Genomic DNA, 19,103 nt, shown 5'->3' on the forward strand with positions numbered 1-19,103 from the left:
ATCAGCGGTCCAGTAGATGTCGGGCAAGAGCCTGCAGTTTACGGGTGAGCGGGCCCACCGGCCAGTGACGGGCCTGCAGCTGACGCACCGGCCACACGCCATACAGGCTGTTGCAGAGAAAGACTTCATCGGCGCCCAGCAGTTCGTCCAGTTCGATATCGCGAACCTGGCATTCGATGCCCAGCACCTGTGCCTGGTCGAGTAGCTCGGCGCGCATCACCCCGGCCACGCCGCAGCGCTGCAGGTCTGGGGTGATCAGCGCGCCGCCGCTAACCAGAAACAGGTTGCTGAACACACCTTCGATCACCCGCCCGGAAACATCGCGCATCAGTCCTTCGGCATGCTCGGCATCCTGCCATTCGCCGCGCGCCAGCACCTGCTCCAGGCGATTGAGGTGTTTGAGGCCGGCGAGCAGCGACTGCTCGCCCAGGCGCGTGACGCAGGGATACAGGCAAACGCCCTGTTCGGCGTGCTGGACGGGATACGCCGGCATGGCGGCGGATTGCAGGATGTGTCGCGGTGCGCCGGTCGACGGCGCGTAGCCGCGCTGGCCATCACCACGGGTGACGATCAGCTTGGCGACGCCCTCCCCCAGCTCGGCACAGAAGGCCGACAGCTCGCGGCGCAGCCGGTCGACATCCAGCCCGATACGCAGGCGTGCGCAACCAGCCGTGACCCGCGCCAGATGCCGTTCCAGCAGCACCGGCCGGCCACCACGCACCGCCATGGTCTCGAACAGGCCGTCACCGTAGGCCAGGCCGCGGTCAGCCAGGGGCAGCGACGCCGCTGGCTGACCGTCGACCCAGTGCAGCATCAGTCGGCGTACCGACGGAATACCAGCGAGCCGTTGGTGCCACCGAACCCGAAGGAGTTGGACAGCACCACGTCCATCGGCATCTTGCGCGCCTCATGGGGCACGAAGTCCAGGTCGCAGCCTTCGTCCGGCTGGTCCAGGTTGATGGTCGGCGGCGCGACCTGATCACGCAGCGCCAGCACGCTGAAGATCGCCTCCACCGCACCAGCGGCACCCAGCAGGTGGCCGGTCATGGACTTGGTCGAACTGACCGCCAGCTTGTGCGCGTGCTCGCCGAACACGGTCTTGATCGCCGCCACTTCCGCCTTGTCGCCGGCCGAAGTCGAGGTGCCGTGGGCGTTGATGTACTGCACCGCGGACGGCTCGATACCGGCATCACGCAGGGCGTTGGCCATGCAGCGGGCGGCACCGGCGCCATCTTCGGGTGGCGAGGTCATGTGGAAGGCATCGCCGCTCATGCCGAAGCCGATCAGCTCGGCGTAGATGGTCGCGCCGCGGGCCTTGGCATGCTCGAGCTCTTCGAGCACCAGAGCGCCAGCGCCGTCGGAGAGCACGAAGCCGTCCCGGTCCTTGTCCCACGGACGGCTCGCCCTGGTCGGCTCGTCGTTGCGGGTGGACATCGCCCGCGCTGCGCCGAAGCCGCCCAGACCCAGGCCACAGGCGGCCATCTCGGCGCCACCGGCGATCATCACGTCCGCCTCGCCATAGGCGATGTTGCGCGCGGCCATGCCGATGCAGTGAGTACCGGTGGTGCACGCCGTGGAAATGGCGTAGTTGGGGCCCTGCAGACCCAGGTGGATCGACAGGAAACCGGAAATCATGTTGATGATCGAGCCCGGCACGAAGAACGGCGAAATGCGCCGTGGCCCCTGATCAAACAGCGATTTGCAGTTGTTCTCGATGTTGGTCAGGCCGCCGATGCCGGAGCCCATGGCCACACCGATACGGTCACGGTTGGCGTCCGTGACTTCCAGCCCGGAATCGCGGGCGGCCTGGAAGCAGGCGGCCAGGCCGTACTGGATGAACAGGTCGAGCTTGCGTGCCTCTTTGGGCGACAGATAGGGCTCGACATCGAAATTCTTTACCGAGCCGCCGATGCGAGTCGAAAAAGCGGAAAGATCCATGTGTTCGATCAGGCCGATACCACTGCGGCCGGCCAGAATGCCCTGCCAGCTGCTCGGCACATCGTTACCCAGCGGCGACAACATGCCCATACCGGTAACCACGACGCGTCTACGCGACACAGCAATCTCCTCTTATCAGGTTTTTCGACGCCGCGATGCACCTGGCAAACCGTTGCCCAGGCCGTCGATCATCCGGCGATTGGCTCAGGGTAGTCGGTACCCGAGCGGGAAGACGCCCAAAGGCGCTCTTGAAAACTTTTACAGCGAGCCTTCAAAGAAAAGCCGCACGCCTTTGCAGACGTGCGGCTTTTCCGATTCGGGAAGCGACGAACTGCTTACTGAGCGTGAGCAGTAACGTAGTCGATGGCTTCCTGAACAGTGGTGATCTTCTCGGCTTGTTCGTCCGGGATCTCGGTCTCGAATTCTTCCTCGAGAGCCATCACCAGCTCAACGGTGTCAAGCGAGTCGGCACCCAGGTCTTCAACGAAGGAAGCGCTGTTGGTTACTTCTTCTTCCTTCACGCCCAGTTGCTCGGCAACGATTTTCTTGACGCGTTCTTCGATGGTGCTCACGTGTTATCACTCCTATTGGACAAATCCAGCCAGCTGGTTGTGCCGGCAAGTGTATAGAAAGGGTTTTCAGCTTTTCAAGCTGAAAGCCAGTGGCGCCCACGGAAATACGTCAACGATTCGGTGTGCAAACTTACAGCTTTATTACCAAGTTCGCATCGAATCGCAGACGTTCGCCGACGGCGCCCCTCGGATTCAGCTCATGTACATCCCGCCGTTCACAGGGATAGTAGCCCCTGTGACGTAAGCTGCACCATCGGAAGCGAGGAAAGAAACCACGTTGGCGATCTCCTGCGCTTGCCCCAGACGGCCCAGCGGAATCTGTGTCAGCAGCGCTTCACGTTGCGCTTCGGGCAATTCACGGGTCATGTCGGTATCGATGAAACCCGGTGCCACGGCGTTGACCGTGATCGAGCGCGAGCCCACTTCACGGGCCAGCGCACGGCCAAAACCTTCGAGGCCGGCCTTGGCGGCTGCGTAGTTCACCTGCCCGGCGTTGCCCATGGCACCCACCACCGAACCGATGTTGATGATACGCCCGAAACGGGCCTTGGTCATGCCGCGCAGCACGGCCTTCGACAGGCGATACAGACTGTTGAGGTTGGTATCGATCACGTCGTACCACTCGTCGTCCTTCATGCGCAGCATCAGGTTGTCACGGGTGATGCCGGCATTGTTGACCAGCACCAGTACCTGGCCGAAATCCTTCTGGATTTTTTCCAGGGTCGCCGCAACGGACTCGTCGTTGCTGACGTTGAGCATCAGGCCGGTGCCTTCGATGCCGTTTTCCTTGAGGGTCGCGGCGATGCGCTCGGCACCCGCCTCGGACGTGGCGGTACCGATCACCACGGCGCCCTGACGGCCCAGCTCCAGGGCGATGGCCTGGCCAATACCACGGCTGGCACCAGTGACCAGCGCAACCTTACCTTGCAGACTCATAGCATTCTCCCTTGTTCAGGACTGTACGTCGGCCAGTGCGGCGCGCGCAGCGGCAAAGCTTTCGGGGGTGTCGAGGTTGTGGGTGTTGACGCCCTTGACACAACGCTTGTTCAGGCCCGACAGCACTTTGCCCGGGCCACATTCGACTAGATCGGTAACGCCCTGCTCGCCCAGGCGAACGATGGACTCGACCCAACGCACCGGGCTGTACAACTGAGCCAGCAGGTCGCGCTTGAGCGTATCCAGGTCCACCACCACGGCAGCGCTGACGTTCTGCACCAGCGCAAGCTGCGGCGCCTGCCAGGCGATGGCGTTGACCGCCTCGGCAAAGCGCTCGGCAGCCGGGCGCATCAGCTCGCAATGCGACGGCACGCTGACCGGCAGCGGCAGCGCACGCTTGGCGCCACGGGCCTTGCAGGCCTCGACGGCGCGGGCGACAGCGGCAGCGGAGCCGGCAATGACCACCTGCCCCGGCGCGTTGTAGTTCACCGCGCTGACCACATCGCCCTGGGCGGCTTCGGCGCAGGCAGCCTGCACGTCGGCATCTTCCAGGCCGATGATCGCCGCCATGCCGCCCTGCCCGGCCGGTACGGCCTGCTGCATCAATTGGCCACGCAGCTCGACCAGCTTGACCGCTTCGGCGAAGCCGACGGCACCGGCAGCGACCAGCGCGCTGTATTCACCCAGGCTGTGCCCGGCGACGAACGCCGGACGCGCACCACCTTCGGCCAGCCACAGGCGCCACAGGGCGATGGAGGCGGCGAGGATCGCGGGCTGGGTCTTGTCGGTCTGGTTGAGCTGCTCTTCCGGGCCCTGCTGGGTCAGTGCCCACAGGTCATAACCCAGGGCGCTCGAAGCTTCGCCGAAGGTATCGAGGACCAGCGCGTGCTCTGCGCCGTGTCCGGCCAACATGGTCAGCGCTTGCGAGCCCTGACCGGGAAAGACGAATGCGAGGGATGCAGACATGGAACGGTTCCCTTAGTGATCTTCTCGTCGAAAATTTACGCCCGCCACTCGCGAGCGCTGGAAAACTGACACCTTGGATGGCTGGCCATCCCGAGCGGTCACATATTACGGATCAAGTGCTCGATTCGACCACCCAGTCGCGCCGGCAAATTCTCCTGCACATCGGTCATCGCCCGGCGAATGGCGCTCTTTATACCATCCGGCCCGGCACTGCCGTGGCTCTTCACCACGATGCCCTGCAAGCCGAGAAAACTGGCGCCGTTGTGACGCGCCGGCGCCAGTTCGCCACGCAAGCGGCGCAGCAGCGGCAAAGCCAGAAGGCCGGCGACACGCCCCAACAAAGTGCTTCGAAACAGCGCCTCGAGCCGAGACACGATCATGGTCACCAGCCCTTCACTGGACTTGAGCAAGGCATTGCCGACGAAGCCATCGCACACCAGCACGTCAGCCTCACCGGCATACAGGCCATCGCCTTCGACGAAGCCGATATAGTTGAGGCCATCGACACCCTCGAGCAGCGCGGCGGCCTGCTTGACCTGCTGGTTGCCTTTGGTTTCTTCGCTGCCCACGTTCAGCAAACCGACGCGCGGCGCCTCGGCGCCCTGCACCTCGGCAGCCACCGCCCCCATGATCGCGAACTGGCAAAGCTGCTCGGCCGTGCAATCGACGTTGGCGCCCAGATCCAGCAACAGGCACACACCCTTGCGACTGGGAATGGCGGCGATCATCGCCGGCCGATCGATACCCGGCAGGGTTTTCAGCACGTGCCGCGACAGCGCCATCAGCGCACCGGTGTTGCCCGCGCTCACGCAGGCATGGGCCCGCCCCTCGCGCACCGCCTCCAGCGCCACGCGCATGGAAGAGTCCGGCTTGCCACGCAGGGCGTGCCCGGGGCGCTCCCCCATCTCGATGCTTTCTGCCGCATGCTCGACACGCAGGCGCGCGCGATCCACACCGGGAATACCAGCGAGCAGTTCTTCAATCAGGGGAGCTTGGCCGACGAGGACCAGGTGCAGCGAGGGGAATTCGGCCAGGCAGGCGACGCTGGCTGGAACAATGCAGTGGGGACCGAAGTCCCCACCCATTGCATCAATCGCGATGATCGGAGCGGACAAGATTTACTCGTCAGCGCCCTTGTCGATCACTTTGCGACCACGGTAAACGCCTTCCGGCGATACGTGGTGACGCAGGTGAACTTCACCGGTGCTCTTCTCAACGGACAGAGCGTTACCCTCGAGCGCGTCATGCGAACGACGCATGTCACGGGCGGAACGGGATTTTTTGTTCTGCTGAACAGCCATACTAGTTAACTCCTAAACGTTTGGGTCACGCTTTAACTGTGCCAATACACTGAACGGGTTGGACCGCGTCACCTCGTCCTCGCTCGGCTCGGGCTCATCGAGGCCCGCCGGCTGCTGGCAATCTTTCGGGTCATGCATCGGCACGATGGGCAAAGCGAGCAACAGCTCATCCTCGACCAAGGCCAACAGATCCAGAGGATCTTCACCCATTTCCAGTACGTCATAGCCTTGCGGCACGGACTGGGTATTCGCGCCTTCCTTCACCACAGCGTAATCACACTCGCTGAGGATCGGTAAGGTGACCTGATCCAGACACCGCTGGCAAACCATCTTGACTTCGACCTCAAGCTGGCTGTGGATGACCACAGCATGGCGCTCGTCACGCTCGAAGCTGAGCTTCGCACGCACGTTGCCGCCATTATCAGCGAGAGGATCACAGAGCCTCGAAAAATCGGCTAGCGGCAATTCACCCTGAAGGGTGGCGCCGCGATCAGCGAGTTTGCGTGGATCAACGTGAGGTGGAATCGGGCCATTTGACATAGGCGCCGCATTCTATGGATGCAACCGTGCGCTGTCAAAGGAAATTCCGCCTGTCCAGGCCCTGGAGCGACGACTAGAATCGGCGCTCCGTTCCACACGAGGTCAATGCCCATGCCGCCCCTGGTTCTCGCTTCCAGTTCTCCCTATCGCCGCGAGCTGCTGAGCCGCCTGCGCCAGCCCTTCGAATGGGCCGCGCCGAGTATCGACGAGTCGCGCCAGGATGGCGAGCCGGCCGAGGATCTGGTGCGCCGCCTGGCCCGGGAGAAGGCTGCGGCATTGGCCGAGCGATTCCCCGCTCATCTGATCATCGGCTCCGACCAGGTGGCCGTGCTCGACGGCCAGGTGCTCGGCAAGCCCCACGGCTTCGAGCGCGCCCATGCCCAGCTCAGCGCCGCCAGCGGCAAGCGCGTGACCTTTCTCACCGGCCTGGCCCTGCTCGACAGCAGCAGCGGCGCCTGCCAGGTCGACTGCGTTCCTTATACCGTGCATTTTCGCACACTGGATGCCGAGCAGATCACCCGTTACCTGCAGGCCGAAGAACCCTACGACTGCGCCGGCAGTTTCAAGGCCGAAGGATTGGGCATCAGCCTGTTCCGCCGTACCGAAGGCAGCGACGTCAACAGCCTGATCGGACTGCCGCTGATTCGCCTGGTCGAGATGCTCGACCAGGTGGGCATCAAGGTGCCCTGAAACGCTTTCTTACAACTGCTGAAGATGCCGGACAACGGGCCTGCCTGATACCGGCATTGAGCCAGCCTGAGGCTTTCAGGGCATTACCAGGGCCGATGTACTCGATCATCGGCAGATGCATCTAAGCTAATTCCCTTAAATTATTTGCTTGGCTTTTTTTAGATCATCTAGCTTGCTTCTACCGGATCACCGGACACCCTGCTGACGCCAGACCGTTGTCCCGTGACCCGCCTCATCCCAGGCTGGCACGCCCTGATGAGGCCTTCTTATGTGTCACGCATTTCCCTGCGCAGATCGCTACCCGCTTCCCGTCTTCGGTGCGGTCGCGGCCTGCCGGAACCTGTGCCCGCAGACAGCAGCCGGCTTCTTCAGTGGCCCGATGGCCTGATCGGTATTCGCCGCCGAGTCGAAGCTCGACGACCAAAACCCTCTTCACCAGCCAAGACCCAGCAGCCAGCGCACGGTCATCGCTGAAAGATCCTCACGACGCCAATTGCATCAGATGAAAAAGGAGCCTCACATGCACATTCGTTCCCTGTTCAACGTCGGCGTGATCGCCGTCGCCAGCCTGTTGTCTGCGCCCCTCTGGGCGGCGAGCGAGTTCCTGGTCACCAGCGACTGGTTGGAGAAGAATCTCGACAACCCCAAGGTGCGTATCATCGAAGTCAGCGTAGCACCGGGTGTCTATGAGCGCGGTCATATCCCCGGCGCAGTAAACCTGGCCTGGCACAGCGACCTGGTCGACCCGGTCAAGCGTGATATCGCCAGCCAACAAGCCCTGCAGAGCCTGCTGCGCAAATCCGGCGTATCGGACGACACCACCACCATCCTCTATGGCGACAATAACAACTGGTTCGCCGCCTGGGGCGCCTGGGTGTTCGATGTCTACGGCGTTGAGAACGTCAAGCTGCTCGACGGCGGGCGGGGCAAGTGGGAAGCGGAAAAACGCCCCCTGAGCAACCGCGCCAGCAGTCCGGGCAATGGCAACGTCACCCTCAAGGCCGCCAACCAGCAACTGCGCGCCTTCCTGCCGGACGTGCTCGCCGCTGCCGAGAAACGCAGCGACGAGCAACTGGTGGATATCCGCTCCGCCGATGAGTACAACGGCAAGGTCTTCGCACCCCAGGGCGTCCAGGAACTGGCCGTGCGCGCCGGTCACGTACCCGGCGCCGTGAACATTCCATGGGGCCAGGCTGTCGCCGCCGATGGCACCTTCAAGTCTGCCGAGGAGTTGAAGAAGGTCTACGCCGCCGTGGGTATCGACGGCAGCAAACCGATCATCACCTACTGCCGGATCGGCGAACGTTCCAGCCACACCTGGTTCGCCCTGAAGAAGATTCTTGGTTACGACGTGCGCAATTACGACGGCTCCTGGACCGAATACGGCAATGCCGTTGGGGTTCCGGTGGTCAACGTCGCCGGCACGGTCTGGGGCGGCAAGTAAGCCGCAGGAGGCACCCTTTGACGGGGGCGGACGTACCAGGCATGGCGTCCGCCCCTTTTTTATGGGCGCCCTGCTCCGGGATCTGCCCGACTCGACATTCGCCCCACTCCCTCAGCGGACAACCGTCAATGGAGCAACCTTGCATGCTTACCTTACGCACCGGCAGCGCTACCCTGATTCTGTTCACGCTGGCCATAGCCGCCTGGGTGCTGGCTACGCCGAGCAACGAAGGGCGAGCGCTGAGCTTTTCCCTGCTGGCGGGCGGCCTGTTCGGCGTGCTGCTGCAGCGGTCGCGCTTTTGTTTCTTCTGCGTCAGTCGAGATTTCATCGAACACCGAGACCCACGCGGGCTGCTCGGTATTCTCGCCGCTCTGGTGGTCGGCACCCTGGGGTATCACGCGGCTTTTGGTGCCTTTCTGCCGGACCCGACCAACGGCCGCCTGCCCCCAGACGCCCACATCGGCCCACTGAGCTGGGTACTGGCGCTGGGCGCCACCCTGTTTGGCCTGGGCATGGCGATTTCCGGGTCGTGCATCAGCGCCCATCTGTATCGCCTGGGCGAAGGCGCCCTGGCCTCGGTGCTGGCCCTGATCGGCGCGCTGGTCGGTTTCTTTCTGGGGTTCCTGAGCTGGAACACCCTGTACCTGGCGAGTATTCAGGAGGCACCGGTGATCTGGCTGCCTGCCAGGCTCGGCTATGGCGGTTCGTTGTTGCTGCAGCTGGCGCTGCTTGGTGGCCTGGCGCACCTGCTGCTGCGCTACCGCCAGAACCAAGAACCTCGGCAAACCAGCAATGGCCTGGGTGAACTGCTGTTCGGCCCACGCTGGCCGACCTGGATTGGCGGCATCCTAATCGGCACGCTGGCCCTGGCGGCCTACCTGCGCGTCGGTCCGCTGGGCGTCACCGCCGAGCTCGGCAGCCTGTCGCGCACGGCTGCCAACGGCCTGGGCTGGCTGCCAGAACGCCTGGAGGGCCTGGACGGTTTTTCCGGCTGCGCCACCGTGGTGAAGGAAACATTGCTGTCGAACAACGGCCTGTTCATTCTTGGCCTGGTCTTCGCCGCCTGGGCCAGCGCCCTGCTCGCCGGCGACTGCGCGCCACGCTGGCCAGGAGTACGGGAAGCGCTGCGCAACTTCATCGGCGGCATACTGCTCGGCCTTGGCGGCATGCTCGCCCTAGGCTGCACCGTGGGCACCCTGCTCTCCGGCATCATGGCCGGCGCTGCCTCCGGCTGGCTGTTCGCGGTGTTCTGCTTCATCGGCCTGATCGCCGGGCTGCGTCTACGTAAGGTGATTGGCTAGAGATGACTCTTGGAGCAGGAACCGTAGGGTGGAAAACGCTTTACCCTTCCAGCGCTCTTCAATCGCAACGGTGGACAAAAAGAGCGTTGCCCACCCTACGGCCTGCAGTTTGAGGTCGAACACGTATTCTGTGGGAGGGCGCCATGCGCCCGATTCGCGGGCATGGCCCGCTCCCACAAAATAGCTAGGTAGCCGCTACGGCACGCCGGCAACCAACCGCTCCCACAGCCCGCTGCGTCGTTCCACGCGGCGTCCGATGGCCGCCTCGAAGATGCCCGCGCGGCTTTCGATCAAACTGAAGCAGTCCCGGGCGCGGGTGATGCCGGTGTACACCAGTTCCTTGGTCAGCACCGGGTTGAGGGTATCCGGCAGCACCAGGGCGCAATGGGCGAATTCAGAGCCCTGGGATTTGTGCACGGTCATGGCGAACACGGTTTCCACCGCGCCCAGGCGGCTGGGCAGGATCGAGCGCAGCTCGCCCGAGCCGTCGTTGCGCGGGAACACCACGCGTAGCGCTGAGCGCATCGCCCCGCCCGCCTCCAGCGCCGGCTCGGGCACACGCAGGGCGATGCCGATATCGCCGTTCATCAGGCCCAGGCCGTAATCGTTACGGGTGACCAGCACCGGACGACCTTCGTACCAGCCGTACTCCTGCTCGATCAGCCCACGCTGCAGCAACGCATGGGCGATACGCCCGTTGAGCGCCTCGACGCCCCAAGGGCCCTTGCGCACTGCACACAGCAACTGGAAGCGATCGAAGGCCGCCAGCACCGCGGCCGCCCAGCCGTTCCAGCGCTCCTCGCCGTCGGGCAAGCCTGGGCGCTGCTCATGCAACACGTTCAGGTAATCCGCGTAGCCCACCGCCCGATCTTCACCGCCGGGCAAGCCTTCGAGCAGCAGGCGTTCGAAGGCACGATCCTGCTCACCAGCCAGGCGCAACTGGTGCAAGTCCGCCCCGCCACCTGCCAGCACCTCACGGGCCTCCAGGGCCGCACCGCGATTCACCGCCAGGGCCAGGCGGCCAATCCCCGAGCCCCCGGCAAAGCGCCGGGAGTGGCGAAGCATCACGATATGCTGCGACAACGCCTGCTCGCCCGGCTGCAGCCCTGTTCCCTCGATGCGCTCGCCGGTCTGCTGCGCCAACCAGGCGCGGGTGGCCTCGCTGTAGCCGCCGGCTTCGGCGTCGCGGCACAGATCACCAAGTACCGCCCCCGCCTCCACCGACGCCAGTTGATCCTTGTCGCCGAGCAGAATCAGCCGCGCATGCATCGGCAGCGCGTCGAGCAGGTTGGCCATCATTTCCAGGTCGATCATCGAGGCTTCGTCGACCACCAGCACATCCAGCGGCAGCGGGTTGGCCGCATGGTGACGGAAATGACGGCTGTCCGGCCGGCTGCCCAGCAGGCGGTGCAGCGTGGTGACGGTATTGGGAATCTGCTCGCGCACCTGCTCGCTGACCGGCAGGGTCGCCACCTGGGCGCCGATGGACTCGGTCAGCCGCGCAGCCGCCTTGCCGGTGGGCGCGGCCAGGCTCAGGCGCAGCGGCGCGCCGCGATCCAGCGCGGCGGCCTGCAGCAGCGCCAGCAGGCGCACCACGGTAGTGGTCTTGCCAGTGCCGGGGCCGCCGGTGATGAGGGTGAAGCGCCCCCGCGCCGCCAGGGCGCAGGCCAGTTTCTGCCAGTCGGTGAGGCGCTGACCATCGAGCAGCAACGGCTCGGGGAACAACACGGCCAGACGCTGAGCGAGATCGGCCGGCGCATCACCCGCCGCCCGCAGGCGCTCGCCGATATCCTCGGCGACGCTGCGCTCGTAATCCCAGTAGCGGCGCAGGTACAGGCAGGTGCCGCGCAGCACCAGCGGCGCGACTTCATCCTCCGCATCGTGCAGCAAGGCGCTGCCGGCACAGGCCGCCAGCCAGGCGCCCGCTGTCAGGCCGCCCAGCACCTCGGAAGGCAGCAGGCTGACGCCCTTGGCGTCCTCGCCTTCCGGCGGCAGCGACAGCGCCGAATCCGGATCGGCCAGGGTGGTCTGCAGATCGAGGCACACATGGCCCTGGCCCAGCTGATGGCTGGCCAGCGCCGCCGCCAGCAACAGCAACGGCGGTGCCTGGGGATCCAGCTCGGCGAAGAAATGCGCCAGGGTTCGGTCCAGTTCGCGCAACCAGCCGCGCTCGCTCCAGGCGGCCAGCAGTTCGAACAGCGCGTCGCGGTTTTCCAGCATCGGCGTCATGCCGGTTCCTCCGCCGGCTCGCCGAGAAACAGCGCGTCCAGCCTTTCGATCAGCGCCCGCTGCGGGCGCGCCAGGTATTGGCCCGCAGCTGGCGCACGCAGGAACAGGTACAGCGCGCCGCCCACATGGGTGTCGTAGTCATAGTCGGTCAGGCGCAGCCGCAGGTGGCGATGCAGCGCCAGCACGTAGAGCACGTACTGTAGGTCGTAGCGATGGCTGGCCACGGCAGTGTTCATGGCCTCGGCCGTATAGGCCTGTTCGTCGGCGCCCAGCCAGTTGGACTTGTAGTCGACCACGTAGTAACGGCCCTCATGCTCGAACACCAAGTCGATAAAGCCTTTGAACATGCCATTGAGGGTGTCCGGGCTGAGCACGGGCCGCGCCACGGTCGGCATCTCGAAATGGCGCACCAGCGCATCCAGGCGCAGCACGTCGACCCGGCGTGCCTCGAACCAGAATTCCAGCTCCGCCTGGTAGTCGCTCAACTGCGCCAGGCTCACCGCGTTTCCATTGCCCAGCGACAGGGGCTGCACCAGCAGGCTCTGCAGCCACAGCCACAGCGGCTCGATCCAGGTTTCCAGGCCGCGCCGCTGGCAACGCCGCGCCAGGTGCTCGCGCAGTACATCCGGCGTCGCGGCCATGGCCGCAAAGCCTTCTGCCGCAGCGATTTCCAGCAAGCCATGGAGAAAGGTGCCAGGGTTGGGCCCGCGCGGAAAGCGGTGCAGGCCCTGGGCCGAGACGGGAATCTGCTCCAGCGCCAGGGCCGGATCCTCGTCGTCACTGGCGATCTGCACCGCCGAGCTGTCCGGCGAGACGTCGTCGTGGCGATCCACTACGGCAGCTTCGCCCTCCTCCATACGCAAGGCGCTGTAGGAAGCGATCCACCAGTGTTCGGCGGCGCGCCGTGCTGGCGTGCGCCAATGGGGCTCGAAAGCGTCGGCATCCTGGGCGCGATAGGCCTGGTCGCTGGCCTCGGGCACAGGCAACGCCACGCAGCGCGGTGGAACGGCCAGCGGGCTGAGCCAGTCGATCAGCTGCGCGCTCTGGGCCAGGGGCTGGCCAGCGCCGAGCAGGTAACCCAGGGCGCTCTGGTGCAGGCGCGAGGTCTTGGCGGTGCCGATCTTCAGGTCGGCGATACCCAGCCAGCAGGCATGCCGCGCCCGGGTCAGCGCCACGTAGAGCAGGCGCAGGTCTTCGCCGAGGCGCTCGCGCTCAGCCTTTTCCAGGCTTTCTTCATCGGGTTTGAGCAGCAGCCGGAGGCGTTCGCCGTCGTGCACCTGCACCGGCTTCTTGTCGTCCAGCGGGCGGAACGAACAGATGAAGGGCAGGAACACCAATGGGTATTCCAGGCCCTTGGATTTGTGGATGGTCACCACGCGCACCAGGGCATCGTCGCTTTCCAGGCGCAGCACCTGCTCCTCGGCTGCCTGCCCACGCCCGGCCAGGCAGTCGCCCAGATGACGGATCAGCGCCAGCTCACCGTCCAGTTCGGCAGCGGCCAGCTGCAGCAATTCGGCCAGGTGCAGCAGATTGGTCAGAATGCGCTCACCGTCCGGGCGGCTCATCAGCCGTTGCGGCAGGCCGAAATCCTGCAGCAACTGGCGCAGCATCGGCAGCACGCCCTGGCGCTGCCAGCGCTGGCGGTACCCACGGAACTGCATGACCCGCGCCTCCCAGAAGCGCTCGTCGAGGTTCAGTTGCTCCAGTTCGGTAAGGCTCAGGCCAAGGGTCGAGCTGGCCAGTGCCGCACGCAGGGGGCGATCCTGATCGGGCTCGGCGCAGGCACGCAGCCACAGCAACAAATCGTGGGCCTCGACCGTGGCGTACACCGAATCCTTGTCGGACAGGTACACGCTGCGCACCCCGCGGGCCGCCAGCTCGCCGCGGATCGCCTGGGCTTCCTTGAAATCGCGCACCAGCACGGCAATATCGCTGGGGCGCAGGGCCGTCAGTTCGTCGCCCTTGAGAAAACCGGCGCGCTGCTGCTGCCCGAGCACCAGCAGGCGGACGATTTCGCTCGCCGCGCTGGCGGCCAGAGCGTCCAGATAACGCCCCTTGGCGACTGCTTCCTCGCTGGGCAGGTGCCATAGGTTGAGCGCCGGCTGCGCCTCGCCCTCCACCGTCCAGAGTTCCTTGCGGCCCTGAGCGCCGACCGCGATGAACGGCAGGTCGTCACGCAGCAGAAAGGCGCCCTGCCCGCCTTCACGGCTCTCGGCCCGTTCGAACAAGCCGTTGACCGCCGCGACCATGGCCTCGCTGGAGCGGAAGTTGGTGTCCAGGTTGTAGTGCCGCCCGGCCGTGGCCCGGCGGGCGCGCAAGTAGGTGTGAATGTCCGCACCGCGGAACGAGTAGATGGCCTGCTTGGGGTCGCCGATCATAAACAGGCCACAATCCGATCTATTGGCCTCAACTTGGTAGAGCGTGTCGAAGATGCGGTATTGCAGCGGGTCGGTGTCCTGGAATTCGTCGATCAGCGCCACCGGGAACTGCTGGCGAATCACCTCGGCCAGACGCGGGCCACTGTCGCCCTGTAGAGCGTCGTCCAGGCGGGTGAGCATGTCGTCGAAGCCCATCTCGGCGCGTTGGCGCTTCTCGCGGTCGAAGCGCTGGCGAATCCACGCGGCGGCGTGGCGCAGTGCAGCCTCGCCCGGTGCCGGCAAGGCGTCGAGCTCGCCCTTGAGCGTGGCCATGGCCTCCAGCGCCGGGTGCGCGGGCGGCGAGCCGACCTTCCAGGCCTCGGCCAGGCCGTCCGGGGTCAGGCGGGTGAAGCCAGTGCCGATATCCAGCAGCTCGTCGTCGCCATCGGCCCAGGCGCGCAGCTTGTCGAGCCAGGGTTTGTAATAGCGCGCTTGCAGCTTGCGGGCATCGACCTGTTTCTCCGCCGCGGCCTGGTCGAGCAGGCCCTGCAAGGCATCGGCCCAGGCGCTCCAGGGCTCCTTGAGGGCATGCAGTGCGCGCTGGCGGTCACGCAACGTGCCATCGAGCAGATCCCCAAGCGCCAGGGCAACGCCCTCGTCCTGTTCGCCCAGCAGCGGGCGGATGCGCTGACCCAGCGTGTCCGGCGCGTCCCAGTTCTCCGCTACCCAGTCCAGGGCCAGGCCCTGCAGCGGATAGCAATGCTGACGCCAGTAGTCGCGCACCACTTCGGCGAACAGCTCGCTGTGGTCGGTTTCCAGGGTTTGACTGAACAGGCTGCCGCTGTCGAAGGCGTGCTCACGCAACATGCGCTGGCACCAGCCGTGGATGGTCGACACCGCCGCCTCGTCCATCCACTGCGCCGCCAGCTCAAGGCGCCGTGCGCACTCTGGCCATTCGGCGGAAGCGAAGTCGGCCTTGAGGGCGGCCAGCAGCGCGTCGCCTTCGCCATCACCGCGAAACACCGTGGCCGCTTCCACCAGACGCGCGCGGATACGATCACGCAGTTCGCGAGTGGCGGCATCGGTAAAGGTCACCACGAGGATCTGCGGCGGCAGCAGCGGCTCGCGAAAGGCGGCGTCGCCGCCATGCCGCAGGATCAGGCGCAGATAGAGCGCCGAGATGGTGTAGGTCTTGCCGGTGCCGGCACTGGCCTCGATCAGGCGGCTGCCGTGCAGCGGAAAGCTGAGCGCCAGGGGGCGTGCTGGCTGGCTCATGGCTGATCATCCTGAAGTTCGCTGATCGCCGCCTCGAATAGCGACTGGTAGAGCACGGCGCCCCACTGGGCGAACTGGCCGTCGCTCAGCAAGGCGTCGAAATCCGGATACTGGCGGGCCAGGCTGGCGCTCTGCTGCACTTCGCCGGTGGTGGTGTGGCCGTCGCCTTCGTAGACTTTGCGGGCAGCGTCCGCGGCCTTGTCTTCATCCTCGCTCTTGGCGAGCTGGGCGAACCAGGCCGCAACCGTTCTGATCGCCACTGGCAGCGGCGCCTGCATGCCAGCGGCGTAGCCGTCCAGCCACTGACGCAGCAGGTGTTCGGCATCAGCCTGGCTCAGCGGATCGAAGGCCAGACGCACGTCTTCGGCGACCAGCAGCGTGGTCAGCGGATGGCCACAGGCAGCGGCCGCCACATGGCTGACCCAGGGCCTCAGCAGGCGATGCCACTTGTAGGAAAGATCCTTGCGCTTCAGCCCGCCAGGCTGCAGCTCCAGCCGTGCCAGGGCATCACCGGCCGCGTACAGATCGCCGAGCCAATCCTCAAGCGCGAGATCACCATGGGCGAAGCTCAGGCGCAGCGGCGATGGCAGGCGCTCGGGCCAGCGCGCCAGCAGCGCGGCGTAGCCTTGCAGCTGCGCCGGTAGTGGTTCGAGCAATTGCGCGCGCAGGCGCTCTCCGAAGCCGGCCACCGGTAGCCGGCCACTGCGCTGGATGCGCCGCGCGGCCCGCTCGAGTGCCGCGTCAACAGGCTGATTTTCCTGCAGGGCCAGTGCGGCAGCCTGCAGCATCTCCTGCTGGATCTGATGGCGCTGCAGGCCATCGAGGGCAAAGGGTTCGGCATCCAGTTCGGCCTGTTCGGCTTCGTCCAGGTGCACATTGAGGCGCCCGGTGAAGAACTGCTTCACCGGGTCACGCAGGAAGCGTTGCAGGGTTTCCAGGTTCAGCGCATCGTCCACCACGTAAGCGCCCAACGGCTGCTCACTGGCCGGCGCCAGCGGCGCGCGGTGGGAGGCGGCCCATTCGTGCACGTAACTGAACAGCGGCCCATCGCCGGAGAAATAACGGCGGCTGAAGGGTTGCAGCGGGTGCTCGGTGGTCAGGGCATGCAGCAGATCGCCGCCGCCCGCCAGGCGCCAGGCGCTGGCCAGGTGATCACGCAGTTGACCGATCAGCACCGACGGCGGCCGCTCGGTATTGTCGCGAATGCTGCGCCCGACCCAGCTGATATAAAGGCGCTCGCGTACCGCCAGCAGCGCTTCGAGCAGCAGATAACGGTCGTCCTCGCGGCGCGAGCGGTCGCCGGGGCGGTAGTCGCCGCCCATCAGGTCGAAGTCCAAGGGCGCCTGGCTGCGGGGGTAATCACCATCGTTCATGCCCAGCAGGCACAGGTGACGGAACGGGATGGCGCGCATCGGCATCAACGTGCAGACGTTCACCGCGCCGGCCAGAAAACGCTGGCTGAGCCCGCCCTGGTCGAGCCCACCGAGCCAGGCCTCACGGACCACGGCCAGCGGCAGGGCTTCTTCCAGGCTGGCCGCGTCGCACAGCTCCAGCCAACCCTCCAGGGCATCTTGGGCCTGGTTGCGCAGCACTTCGTCGCGTTCGTCCTGGGGCAGGAAGAAGTCGTCCAGCAACGCCCGCAGGCGTTCGCCCCAGGTTACCGGCAGCAGGGTTTCGGCGAGGCTGTCGCCATGCAGTTCCAGCGCATCCAGCAGCCGGGTCAGCGGGCCGATCAGCGCGGCATCCAGGCCACCGATCTCGTCGAAGGGTTCGATGCCCGCCCGTGCGCCAGCACCGCCTACGGCATAGCCGAGCAGCATGCGGCGCAGGCCGAAACGCCAGCTGTTCTGCTCCAGCCCGGCGCCCAGGCCGAGGCCTTCGCGCTGTTCGGCATCCAGCCCCCAGCGTACCCCGGCGCCTTCCAGCCAGCGGCGCAGCAACGGCAACTGTTCATCGGCGATGGCGAAGCGCGCGCGCACCGCAGCCACATCGAGCAGGTCGAGAATCTCGCTGACGCTGAAGCGGCTGTCCGGCAGGCGCAGCAGGTGCTCCAGGGCGATCACCAGGGGCTCCTTGCCGCGCAGCCCCTGATCCGCCAGGGTGAAGGGAATGAAGCGCGGGTCGTCGCCCGCGAACTGGCCGAACACCGCGCGGATGTGCGCGGCGTAGGTGTTGACGTCCGGCACCATGACGATGATGTCGCGCGGGCGCAGGGTCGGGTCTGCGCTGAACGCCGCCAGCAGGTGATCGTGCAGCACCTCGACTTCGCGCTGGGCGCTGTGGGCGACATGGAAACGCAGCGAATGATCCCTGGCCGGGTCGACCGCCGGCCAATGCGTGCGGCTTTCTTCGACCGGGCGCAGGTCGAGGATGTCGTTGTGCAACTGGCCCAGCAGCGTGCCCTCGTCCATCGCGCTGAACAGGTCGATGCGCTCGAACTGCTCGCGGTAGCGCTGCGGCTCGTCGTACTGGTCGAGCAGGTTGATGTAGTCGCGGCCCTGCTTGCCCCAGGACGCCAACAGCGGCTGGCCATGCTGGTGCAGCGCCTCGACATCGAACAGCCCAAGCTGGCCGACCTGCCCCGCCTGGCCGCCAGCCTTGCGCTTGTGCCGGCGGTACTCGTGGCGCAGCAAGTCCTTGTCTTCGACGATATCGCCCCAGTGGTGCTGGGACGGGTTGTGCACGTAGAGCATCACCTGGCTGAAGCGCGCCATGGCCGCCAGCGCCTCGAGCATCTGCGCCGGCAATGAAGAAATGCCGAACACCGTGACCCGCCGCGGCAGGCCGCGGTGCGGCGCATCCAGCTCGGCCAGCCTGGAGACGAAGCGCGGATGCACCCCGGCGCGGCTCTGGGACAGATGCTCCTCGCCGACATCGGCCAGCAGCGTGCGCCACAGCAGCGGCTGCCACAGCGCGGTGTCATCGAGGGGCTTCACGCCGCTGCGGGCGTTGCGCAGTTGATCATGCCCGTCGGCCCAGTCCGCCAGCCAGTCGGCGCGGTACACCTGGTACTGGTCGAACAGGTCGGCCAGGCGCTCGGCCAGCTGGTGACGCTTGCGCAGGTCGGCGTCGTCGGCCAGAAAGCGGCGTAGCGGCGCGAAACAGGGCTCGTCGAGCAGGCTCGGCAACAGGCGCATCAGCCGCCAGGTCAGCGGCGCCTTGTCCAGCGGCGACTGCTGGGGAATCGCCTCGCTGCCCAGCACCGTGCGGTAGGCCTGCCAGAGAAAGCGCGCCGGCAGGCTCACATCGGTGGCCGCCGCGATGCCGCAGCCGTCCTGCTCGGCCAGCGCCAGCTTGAGCCACTGGGCGATACCGTTGCTCTGTACCAGCAGCACCTCGTTCTCCAGCGGGCGCAGCGGGTACCGACGCATCCACTCCACCGCCAGGGCGCGTAGCTCCTCGAGGCGGTTGCCATGGATGACGATCAGACCGGGGTTAAGCGCCGACATGCAGAATTCCTGAGAGCAGAATCAGACGACGAATGATGACAGAGCATGGCGACGAGGTGTGACGCGCCGCAGGATTTTAGCGCTCACGAATTGATGTTGGCGCTT

14 protein-coding genes are annotated in these 19,103 nt (G+C 65.7%); 3 read left to right on the plus strand and 11 right to left on the minus strand.

Annotation, left to right across the window (positions count from 1 at the left end):
• Nucleotide 1 precedes the first annotated feature (1 nt).
• The 8 genes from pabC to BVH06_RS10040 form a co-directional block, all read right to left on the minus strand.
• A complete protein-coding gene (gene pabC, locus BVH06_RS10005) occupies nucleotides 2–814 on the minus strand; it encodes an aminodeoxychorismate lyase (protein WP_075933967.1) in 813 nt (270 codons plus the stop codon).
• Nucleotides 814–2,058 carry a beta-ketoacyl-ACP synthase II gene (fabF, locus tag BVH06_RS10010; RefSeq protein WP_075932495.1) on the minus strand — a complete coding sequence of 415 codons (1,245 nt, stop codon included), beginning with the start codon at nucleotides 2,056–2,058 and terminating at the stop codon, nucleotides 814–816. Before fabF ends, pabC begins: the two co-directional genes overlap by 1 nt.
• Before the next feature lie 215 nt (nucleotides 2,059–2,273).
• Entirely contained in the window at nucleotides 2,274–2,510 is a 237-nt protein-coding gene (acpP, locus tag BVH06_RS10015; RefSeq protein ID WP_003245177.1) for an acyl carrier protein, read from the minus strand.
• Nucleotides 2,511–2,702: 192 nt separating this feature from the next.
• Nucleotides 2,703–3,446 carry a 3-oxoacyl-ACP reductase FabG gene (fabG, locus tag BVH06_RS10020; protein WP_042556697.1) on the minus strand — a complete coding sequence of 248 codons (744 nt, stop codon included), beginning with the start codon at nucleotides 3,444–3,446 and terminating at the stop codon, nucleotides 2,703–2,705.
• A gap of 15 nt (nucleotides 3,447–3,461) precedes the next feature.
• Nucleotides 3,462–4,412 (minus strand): ACP S-malonyltransferase, encoded by a 951-nt coding sequence (gene fabD / locus BVH06_RS10025; RefSeq protein WP_075933968.1) that lies wholly within the window; start codon nucleotides 4,410–4,412, stop codon nucleotides 3,462–3,464.
• 98 nt (nucleotides 4,413–4,510) lie between these two features.
• Nucleotides 4,511–5,527 carry a phosphate acyltransferase PlsX gene (gene plsX, locus BVH06_RS10030; RefSeq protein ID WP_075933969.1) on the minus strand — a complete coding sequence of 339 codons (1,017 nt, stop codon included), beginning with the start codon at nucleotides 5,525–5,527 and terminating at the stop codon, nucleotides 4,511–4,513.
• Between the two features lie 3 nt (nucleotides 5,528–5,530).
• The gene (gene rpmF, locus BVH06_RS10035) at nucleotides 5,531–5,713 is read right to left on the minus strand and encodes a 50S ribosomal protein L32 (protein WP_025167420.1); all 183 of its coding nucleotides are present in this window, start codon (nucleotides 5,711–5,713) and stop codon (nucleotides 5,531–5,533) included.
• 12 nt (nucleotides 5,714–5,725) lie between these two features.
• Nucleotides 5,726–6,253, minus strand: a complete 528-nt coding sequence (locus tag BVH06_RS10040) for a YceD family protein (RefSeq protein ID WP_075932498.1) — start codon at nucleotides 6,251–6,253, stop codon at nucleotides 5,726–5,728.
• Between the two features lie 111 nt (nucleotides 6,254–6,364).
• Between BVH06_RS10040 and BVH06_RS10045 the strand changes: the two genes are divergently transcribed.
• From BVH06_RS10045 to BVH06_RS10055, 3 genes are all read left to right on the plus strand, one after another.
• The gene (locus BVH06_RS10045; RefSeq protein WP_075932499.1) at nucleotides 6,365–6,943 is read left to right on the plus strand and encodes a nucleoside triphosphate pyrophosphatase; all 579 of its coding nucleotides are present in this window, start codon (nucleotides 6,365–6,367) and stop codon (nucleotides 6,941–6,943) included.
• Between the two features lie 520 nt (nucleotides 6,944–7,463).
• Complete coding sequence (locus BVH06_RS10050; protein WP_075933970.1) at nucleotides 7,464–8,387, plus strand: sulfurtransferase; 924 nt, start codon at nucleotides 7,464–7,466, stop codon at nucleotides 8,385–8,387.
• Between the two features lie 143 nt (nucleotides 8,388–8,530).
• Nucleotides 8,531–9,688: a YeeE/YedE family protein gene (locus BVH06_RS10055; protein WP_075933971.1), complete on the plus strand. Its 1,158-nt coding sequence runs from the start codon at nucleotides 8,531–8,533 to the stop codon at nucleotides 9,686–9,688.
• Between the two features lie 195 nt (nucleotides 9,689–9,883).
• On the opposite strand, the gene recD is transcribed toward BVH06_RS10055, so the two are convergent.
• From recD to recC, 3 genes are read right to left on the minus strand one after another with little or no spacing between them, the layout of a single operon-like run.
• On the minus strand, nucleotides 9,884–11,917 hold the full coding sequence (recD, locus tag BVH06_RS10060; protein WP_075933972.1) for an exodeoxyribonuclease V subunit alpha: 2,034 nt from the start codon (nucleotides 11,915–11,917) through the stop codon (nucleotides 9,884–9,886).
• A complete protein-coding gene (recB, locus tag BVH06_RS10065) occupies nucleotides 11,914–15,549 on the minus strand; it encodes an exodeoxyribonuclease V subunit beta (protein WP_075933973.1) in 3,636 nt (1,211 codons plus the stop codon). The genes recD and recB overlap by 4 nt, the downstream gene beginning before the upstream one ends.
• Nucleotides 15,546–18,998: an exodeoxyribonuclease V subunit gamma gene (gene recC / locus BVH06_RS10070; RefSeq protein WP_075933974.1), complete on the minus strand. Its 3,453-nt coding sequence runs from the start codon at nucleotides 18,996–18,998 to the stop codon at nucleotides 15,546–15,548. Before recC ends, recB begins: the two co-directional genes overlap by 4 nt.
• Between the last annotated feature and the right edge of the window lie 105 nt (nucleotides 18,999–19,103).

Source organism: Pseudomonas sp. PA27(2017) (assembly GCF_001945445.1).
In the GTDB taxonomy this organism is placed as follows: Bacteria; Pseudomonadota; Gammaproteobacteria; order Pseudomonadales; family Pseudomonadaceae; genus Aquipseudomonas.

Excerpts from the sequence above, each read along its gene's own strand:
- recD (WP_075933972.1), bottom strand. The coding sequence starts at position 11,917 with ATGACGCCGATGCTGGAAAACCGCGACGCGCTGTTCGAACTGCTGGCC.
- BVH06_RS10040 (WP_075932498.1), bottom strand. The coding sequence starts at position 6,253 with ATGTCAAATGGCCCGATTCCACCTCACGTTGATCCACGCAAACTCGCT.
- fabD (WP_075933968.1), bottom strand. The coding sequence starts at position 4,412 with ATGTCTGCATCCCTCGCATTCGTCTTTCCCGGTCAGGGCTCGCAAGCG.
- BVH06_RS10055 (WP_075933971.1), top strand. The coding sequence starts at position 8,531 with ATGCTTACCTTACGCACCGGCAGCGCTACCCTGATTCTGTTCACGCTG.
- rpmF (WP_025167420.1), bottom strand. The coding sequence starts at position 5,713 with ATGGCTGTTCAGCAGAACAAAAAATCCCGTTCCGCCCGTGACATGCGT.
- recC (WP_075933974.1), bottom strand. The coding sequence starts at position 18,998 with ATGTCGGCGCTTAACCCCGGTCTGATCGTCATCCATGGCAACCGCCTC.
- recB (WP_075933973.1), bottom strand. The coding sequence starts at position 15,549 with ATGAGCCAGCCAGCACGCCCCCTGGCGCTCAGCTTTCCGCTGCACGGC.
- fabG (WP_042556697.1), bottom strand. The coding sequence starts at position 3,446 with ATGAGTCTGCAAGGTAAGGTTGCGCTGGTCACTGGTGCCAGCCGTGGT.
- pabC (WP_075933967.1), bottom strand. The coding sequence starts at position 814 with ATGCTGCACTGGGTCGACGGTCAGCCAGCGGCGTCGCTGCCCCTGGCT.
- BVH06_RS10050 (WP_075933970.1), top strand. The coding sequence starts at position 7,464 with ATGCACATTCGTTCCCTGTTCAACGTCGGCGTGATCGCCGTCGCCAGC.
- BVH06_RS10045 (WP_075932499.1), top strand. The coding sequence starts at position 6,365 with ATGCCGCCCCTGGTTCTCGCTTCCAGTTCTCCCTATCGCCGCGAGCTG.